The organism is Pseudoalteromonas sp. SR45-5, assembly GCF_014163565.1.
In the GTDB taxonomy this organism is placed as follows: domain Bacteria; phylum Pseudomonadota; class Gammaproteobacteria; order Enterobacterales; family Alteromonadaceae; genus Pseudoalteromonas; species Pseudoalteromonas distincta.
Window position 1 is genome coordinate 1 of sequence record NZ_JACJDN010000139.1, and the last position, 7,619, is coordinate 7,619.

A 7,619-nucleotide genomic window follows, 5' to 3' on the forward strand; every position below is an offset into this window, starting at 1 on the left:
TACCGCTGCAAAACCGTGTCGGCAACGGATTAGTTTATTGCAGCCAATATATGGATGACGAGCAAGCCAAAGCGCTCTTATTAAGTAACATTGAGGGCGAGGCGCTTACAGAGCCACGTATTATTAAATTTAAAACAGGGCGCCGCTTAAAAGGCTGGAATAAAAACTGCCTAGCGCTTGGCCTTGCCAGCGGTTTTGTAGAGCCACTTGAGTCCACCAGCATTCACTTAATTATGTCGGGTATTATTCGCTTTATGCGTTTATTTCCGTTTAATGGCATTACCAATCACGCCATTGACGAATACAACAAACAGCTTAAAAGCGAAATTGAAAATATTCGCGACTTTATTGTGCTGCACTACAAAGTAACTAATCGCGATGACAGTGAGTTTTGGCAGCATTGTAATGCCATGGAAGTGCCAAAAACACTTCAGCATAAAATTGATTTGTTTAAACAAACCGGCCGTGTATTTTTAGATGATGGCGACATTTTTAGAGTCGATTCATGGGTGCAAGTTATGCTTGGTCAAGGCATTGAGCCTAATCAACATCACTTAATAGCCAGCATGATGAGCGACGAAGAACTCACCCGTTTTTTACACGGTATTAAACAGCAAATAGAACAGCGCGTTAGCCAATTACCGCCTCATCATGAGTTTTTAAAGCAGTATTGCCCAGCATAAATATCCTCTTTAAAAAAAGCCCTTATTACTAAGGGCTTTGAGACAACACACAATAAACTTAACTTATAAGCACTCTACTACTCACACTTTATTTTTGCTGTTTCAGCGCCTTGTGGTTCAAAGCTAATATCTGCAACTGAAACGTTAAGCTCGCCTGCCGTTTTAATAATAAAAGGGCTGGTTACTCTGGCAAAATCAACACCCTTTTTAGCAAAACACGTTAAATCTATGCTCATGGTTTGCCATGTATTTAAATCAGCATTTTCAAGATCACGGGTAATATCAAGCTCGCCGCCACAGCCTTGTTCGCACTTCATTGCAAGGTATGTTTGTGAGCTAGGTATTTGGTTTACTTTATAGCTAAAGCTAAGGGCGGAATTTGCTTCAATGTAGGCCACTTTGTCTTCGGTAAAGTTACTATTAATTTCGATATAGCTGGGTGCAGTGCCATCAAAATTAAATTGCATCGCATCTTCTTGAATCGCTTTGTCTTCAGTGCGATAAGTAATGCCACCGAGCTTTACACTGTTACTTGCTACTTGGTGCTGCTCGCTGTTTGAATTTAAAAACAAACGCCACGGCGTTTTAAAACTGCCATTAAATATAGATAACGGCGCAAGGTTACTAATATCAACACCTGAGTCTTCATTTAGATTATTGGCAAGCGTACTTTCATCTTTATATGTTAAACCAAAGCCATAGGGTAATAATGGTGAGTAATCAGCATCGCCCTTATTTACTGCGGTTTGCAGTGGCGATTTAGGCCATGAGAAAGACAATTTACCTTTAAAGTCGTACTGTACCTGCCCACTTGCATCCGCTAATAAAACATCTGCAATGCCTTGTCCTTCAGTGCCAGGAAGCCATGCTGCTACAAATGCATCTGACGCGTTTAGCTCGCTGTTAACCCACATTGGTCTGCCCGATATAAACACCGACACCACCGCAATACCTTGCTGCTTTAATGTTTTTAATATTTTAAGAGAGCGTTTATTGTTACGTTCAAACTCAAGGTTGTCTTTATCGCCATGTCCCTCTGCGTATGGTTCTTCACCAAATACAACAATGGCTACATCGGGTTTGGTATTAAACTCACCCGTTGGGCTTAAAATAGCGTTACCGCCAGCGGCATCTATTTGCGTTTTTAGCCCCGCATAAATAGACGTTGCCCCAGGAAAATCTGCATTTTGATTATTAGTTCCCTGCCACGTAATACTCCAACCGCCCGATTGCTTGCCTATGTTATCGGCCGCATCGCCTGCTATAAGTATGTTGCTTGATGGGTTAAGCGGTAATAAATGGTTGTTGTTTTTAAGCAGTACTAGCGACTCTTGTACCGCTTGGCGGGCAATATCGCGATGTGCTGGCGCACCTATTAGTTTTAATTTACCTGAATATTTTCGATTTGCGGGGCTTGGTTTATCAAATAAACCCGCACGTAATTTAACGCGTAAAATACGTGCTACGGCGTCATTTATTCGCGCCATTGTTATTGTACCCGCTTTTACTTGTTTAATTGTATTTTCATAAAGTGGTTTCCAAGCACCCGTTGGCACCATAAAAATATCAAGCCCCGCATTAACAGCCTGCGGGCAACTTTCATTTGTACAGCCTGCAACTTGTCCGTGTCCGTTCCAATCTCCTACAACAAAGCCATCAAAACCCATTTTTGTTTTTAATACATCGGTAAGTAAGTATTTATTGCCGTGATTTTTTTTACCATTCCAGCTATTAAACGATGCCATAACCGACTGACTACCTGCGGTTAAGCCACCTATATAACCTTGCGCATGAATGTTATATAACACCTCTTCGCTATCAATGTTATCGCCTTGATCGTCACCATCTACTGTGCCGCCATCGCCTAAAAAGTGCTTAACAGTACTAATTACGCGTTTGTCACTTAAAAAGTCTTCATCGGCTCTGCCTTGCAATCCGTTTACAATTGCGGCTGAATACTCACGTACAATTGTAGGGTCTTCTGAGTAGCCTTCGTACGTTCTGCCCCATCGGTCGTCGCGCACAACCGCAACAGTCGGTGCAAACACCCAATCTATGCCTGTTGCCATTACCTCTATTGCAGTAGCTGCTGCAATGCGCTCAATTAATGCGGGGTTATTAGCAGCACCTAAACCAATATTGTGCGGAAATAACGTCGCCCCAATCACATTATTATGGCCATGTACTGCATCAGTGCCCCAAATGGTCGGAATTTTACTGCCATCAATTGAGTCATCAACCGAGGCTTGGTACATGCTCTCAGCAAGTGTTATCCAATCAGCAGGCGTTGCATGCTTATTAGCATTTGGGAACGAGCCACCGCCATTTAAATACGAACCAAAACCGTATTTGCGCATATCTTCAACACTAATATCGCGAATTTCAGGTTGGATCATTTGCGCTACTTTTTGCTCAAGCGTCATTGTTTTTAAGTACTGTGCAATTGTATTTTCAATTTCAGGGGTTTTAACTACCTTGCTTTTAAGCGTTGGCCAAAGTGATAAATCACCTTGCTCATGCTCAGCCTTTTTGGCTACGGCGCCTTGGCTATTATTTGCGTTAATCTCTTGTTTATTACACCCACTTAAAACGCACAGTCCTCCAATTAAAATGGGGAGCATGTGTAACCTGTTAGTGTTTAAGCTTTTTATCATATTTATAGCCCTGTGTTGTGTCAGTGTGATTTTGTGAGCGCCCATTTGTTATTTAAATTTAACTATTGACCTGTTTAACAATAGCCACTAACCTAAATATGGAAGCGCTTCCTTAAAGTTATTAAATACCATACTCAGTGATTAATCAAATTAAATATGGAAGCGCTTCCAATAATGAATTTAATATACGCTCTATACAAAGCAAACTTTACCAAAAAAGAAGCAGAGGTTTTCTCTTAATGAAACAATTATCTTTACCTAGTGGCTCACCACTTTTAGCCAAAAATTTTACTTATGGTGTAGCTACGGCCTCATTTCAAATTGAAGGCGGCGCAGCTGATCGCTTGCCATGTATTTGGGATACCTTTTGCAGTAAAGAAGGCAAAATAGTCGATAATTCAAATGGCGATGTAGCCTGCGAGCACTACTTTCGCTGGAAAGACGATATAAACTTAATTGAATCATTAGGTGTAGACGCTTACAGACTTTCTATTTCGTGGCCGCGTGTAATGACTAAAAGCGGTCACTTAAATCCGGCAGGCGTTAAGTTTTATACCGACATTTTAGATGAATTAAAACGTCGTAACATTAAAGCTTTTGTAACGCTGTACCACTGGGATTTACCACAACATATTGAAGACGAAGGTGGCTGGCTAAACCGTAACACCGCTTACGAATTTGCACATTACACAGATTTAATTACCAAAGCTTTTGGGGAACGTGTGCACTCTTACGCCACCTTAAACGAGCCTTTTTGCAGCTCTTACTTAGGCTACGAAATTGGCGTACATGCGCCTGGCATAGTAGGTCGCGAATTTGGTCGTAAAGCCGCGCACCACTTATTACTGGGTCACGGTTTGGCTATGCAAGTACTTGCTAAAAATAGCCCAAATACACTAAACGGTATTGTACTTAACTTTACGCCTTGTTACTCAGTTACCCAAAGTGAAGACGATTTAAAAGCGACTGCATTTGCTGATGACTATATAAACCAATGGTACATGCAGCCTGTAATGCAAGGTAAATACCCTGATATTATTAAGCAATTACCTAAAGCCCACCGCCCAGATATTTTAGATGGCGACATGGAAATAATTGCTCAACCACTAGATTATTTAGGGGTTAACTTTTATACCCGCATGCATTATCAAGCAAGCGAAACCGACTTTTACCATGAGCTGCCACATAAAGCGCCAATGACCGATATAGGCTGGGAAATTTATCCTAAAGCACTTACAGAGTTACTTGTATCGTTAAACGAAAAATACACCCTACCGCCTATTTATATTACCGAAAACGGTGCAGCCATGGCTGACGAATTTACAGACGGTGAAGTGAGAGATAACGACCGTATTGAATATTACCACGAGCATTTAAATGCCCTACATAACGCAACCGAGCAAGGCGTAAAAGTAGATGGTTACTTTGCGTGGAGCCTAATGGATAACTTTGAATGGGCAGAAGGATATTTAAAGCGCTTTGGAATAGTACACGTAGATTACAACACACAAAAACGAACTGTTAAAGCCAGCGGTAAAGCGTACAGTAACCTAATAACTAGCCGATAAATTTTCGGCTTATAACAATAAGAACACACACAGTGAACAAACTTCCTTTATACGAAAAAGTCGGTTACGCCATGGGCGATGCCGGCGCTAACTTAGTATGGCGCGGCGCACTTGCTTATTTAGCGGTGTTTTACACCGATACATTTGGCATATCGGCAGCCGCCGCTGCCATGTTGTTTTTGGTGGTAAGGCTATCTGATGGCGTAACCGATATTATTATGGGTATGATTGCCGACAGAACGCAGTCGCGCTTTGGTAAATTTCGCCCGTGGATACTCTACTCGGCACCATTTTTGGGCTTGTTTATGGTGTTGTGTTTTACTACACCCGACTTTAGCATCACCAATAAACTTATTTATGCTTACGTAACTTACATAGGTTTAACGCTTGCTTACACCGTAAGTAACGTGCCCTACTCGGCACTTATGGGCGTAATGACACCAGACCATACAGAGCGCACAAAGCTCTCTGGTTTTAGGTTTGCAGGTGCCTTTACGGGTGGCTTATTGGTTATGGGTTTTTTACCTGAGCTAGTGGCATTTTTTGGTGGCGGCGACAACGCCAAAGGCTATCAGCTTACTATGTACTTATTTGCCAGCTTACTTATTATTTTAATGATTATAACGTTTGCGACCACCAAAGAGCGTGTAACACCGCACGCCTCAAATGAAGGGAATTTAAAATCAGAGTTGTTTGATTTAACCAAAAGCCTGCCATTTATAATCCTACCTTTGCTTGCTACCACCCTGTTTTTTTATTACCGCGATTTATACAGCGGCGTATTTTTTGCCCTTGTTATGGCTGCAATGACATTCGTTATTAAAAAATTACTCAATAAAGATAAGCAAAGCTTAACGGGCTCACAACGCGACATGGTTGATCTTCTGACCAACAAACCTTGGCTGGTATTACTCGGCATTGGTTTTTTAACCATGATGTTTAATGGCATAAAATACGGTGTAATTGCGTACTACTTTAAGTACCACGTAGCCAATGAACTCATGGCTGGGCAATACTTTATTGCTTTGTTGGTTGTATCTATATTTGGCGCACTTGCCACAGGTAAACTGGCCGAAATTATGGGTAAACGAAACCTTTTTATTGCTTCATTAATGCTAAGCGGCATACTCACTACTGCATTTTACTGGGTACCTAGTGATAACCTTATTGCTGTATTTACCTTTGGTTGCGCTGCTGAATTTTTTGCCGCGATGATGCCAACATTATTTTTTAGTATGCTTGGTGATTCAGCCGATTACTCAGAGTGGAAAAATAAACGCCGCGCTACAGGCTTAATTTATTCAGCGGGTACGTTTGTGCAAAAAACCGGTGGTGGTTTTGCAGGTGCATTAGTATTAGTGGTACTTGCAGGCTACGGTTATAACGGTATGGATGAGCTAACAATCACACAAGCCCTACCTGGTATGCAGTTACTTATGAGCTGGATACCCGCCGCATTTGCTTTTTTAGGCGCCGCATTGATGCTTATTTATCCGCTAACCTCAGCGATGACGCAAAAAATAACAGAAGACTTAGCAATTAGACGCAGTAATGTGTAAATTAACTTTTAATGACCCTTCGCACTTTATATTTTTTATAAAGTGCGAGTAAAAATACATATAAGCTAGGACATCAATGGCGACAATTTATCAAGTATCAGAAATGGCAGGTGTGTCTTTATCAACTGTTTCAAGGGTGCTTAACGACAACGACTACGTAAGCAAAAAAACTAAAAAAAAGGTATTAGAAGCAATGAAAGAGCTAGGCTATCAGCCAAGTTCTATTGCTCGCTCTTTGGCGTCTAGCACTACAAACAGCGTCGGTATTTTAGTTTCTGAGTTGGATGGTCCGTTTTTTGGTCAAATGATGTCAGCCATTGAAGAGCACCTTCGTATTGCAGGTAAACACGTTATTATTACGCCTGGGCACAGCGACGAGAAAAAAGAAAAAAGCGGCTTTGAGTTTTTAATAGGCCGTAATTGCGACGCTATTATTGCCCACGTAGAAGCAGTATCAAACGAGTATCTAATTGAGTTAAGTAAAGGCAAAACCCCTATTTACTTAATGAGCCGCTACGTTAAAGAAATTGAAGAAAACTGCATTAGCCTCGACAACGTAATGGGCGGCTACTTAGCCACTAAAGCCATGATCAACAAAGGTCATAAAAACATTGCGTACATAGCAGGCCCGCAGTTTAAAGAAGACGCGTCAAACCGTTTAAAAGGCCACAAAAAAGCCCTAGCAGAGTACAACCTAACCTTTGACGAAAACTTATTTTACATAGGCGACTTTAAAGAAACCGGCGGCAGCGACGGCTTAAGGCATTTTATTCAAAATAAAGCGCAAATAACCGCTCTTGTATGTGCCAATGACGAAATGGCATCGGGTGCTATGAAATACGCCCGCGAACACGGTTTTAACCTACCAAAAGATTTAGCCATTATTGGGTTCGATAACGTAATTTTTACCAATTACCTCTACCCAACGCTTACTACAATAGATAACCCAGTTCCCGAAATGGGCCGAGCTGCGGCTAACTTAGTACTTAAAGACATTTATAAAAAAAGCGGCATAACAGTAAAGCACGTGTTTCAGCCAAAGCTTATTTTAAGAGACTCAACACCCGACATTAATTAACTTTAAACCTAGTTTAAATCTAAGTTATGTAACTCATTACGCACCCACTGCGTATCCAAATATTGCTCTACGTGCTG

The 7,619-nt window shown here is 41.3% G+C and carries 5 protein-coding genes; 4 read left to right on the plus strand and 1 reads right to left on the minus strand.

Features of this window, described 5'->3' with window-relative positions:
* The coding region (locus H5072_RS07410; RefSeq protein ID WP_182693147.1) for a tryptophan 7-halogenase at positions 1-683 on the plus strand (683 nt) is incomplete at its 5' end.
* A 77-nt stretch (positions 684-760) separates the two neighbouring features.
* On the opposite strand, the gene H5072_RS07415 is transcribed toward H5072_RS07410, so the two are convergent.
* The gene (locus H5072_RS07415; RefSeq protein ID WP_182693148.1) at positions 761-3,337 is read right to left on the minus strand and encodes an exo 1,3/1,4-beta-D-glucan glucohydrolase; all 2,577 of its coding nucleotides are present in this window, start codon (positions 3,335-3,337) and stop codon (positions 761-763) included.
* Positions 3,338-3,576: 239 nt separating this feature from the next.
* On the opposite strand from H5072_RS07415, the gene H5072_RS07420 reads away from it, so the two are divergent.
* From H5072_RS07420 to H5072_RS07430, 3 genes are all read left to right on the plus strand, one after another.
* On the plus strand, positions 3,577-4,905 hold the full coding sequence (locus H5072_RS07420; protein WP_182693149.1) for a GH1 family beta-glucosidase: 1,329 nt from the start codon (positions 3,577-3,579) through the stop codon (positions 4,903-4,905).
* Positions 4,906-4,937: 32 nt separating this feature from the next.
* Positions 4,938-6,464, plus strand: a complete 1,527-nt coding sequence (locus tag H5072_RS07425; RefSeq protein ID WP_182693150.1) for an MFS transporter — start codon at positions 4,938-4,940, stop codon at positions 6,462-6,464.
* A gap of 76 nt (positions 6,465-6,540) precedes the next feature.
* Positions 6,541-7,542, plus strand: coding sequence for a LacI family DNA-binding transcriptional regulator (locus H5072_RS07430; RefSeq protein WP_002961833.1), 1,002 nt, complete (start codon positions 6,541-6,543; stop codon positions 7,540-7,542).
* The last annotated feature ends 77 nt before the right edge of the window (positions 7,543-7,619 follow it).

Bases quoted from the DNA above. Each gene is read 5' to 3' on its own strand.
- H5072_RS07420 (WP_182693149.1), top strand. From the start codon at position 3,577: ATGAAACAATTATCTTTACCTAGTGGCTCACCACTTTTAGCCAAAAAT.
- H5072_RS07430 (WP_002961833.1), top strand. From the start codon at position 6,541: ATGGCGACAATTTATCAAGTATCAGAAATGGCAGGTGTGTCTTTATCA.
- H5072_RS07415 (WP_182693148.1), bottom strand. From the start codon at position 3,337: ATGATAAAAAGCTTAAACACTAACAGGTTACACATGCTCCCCATTTTA.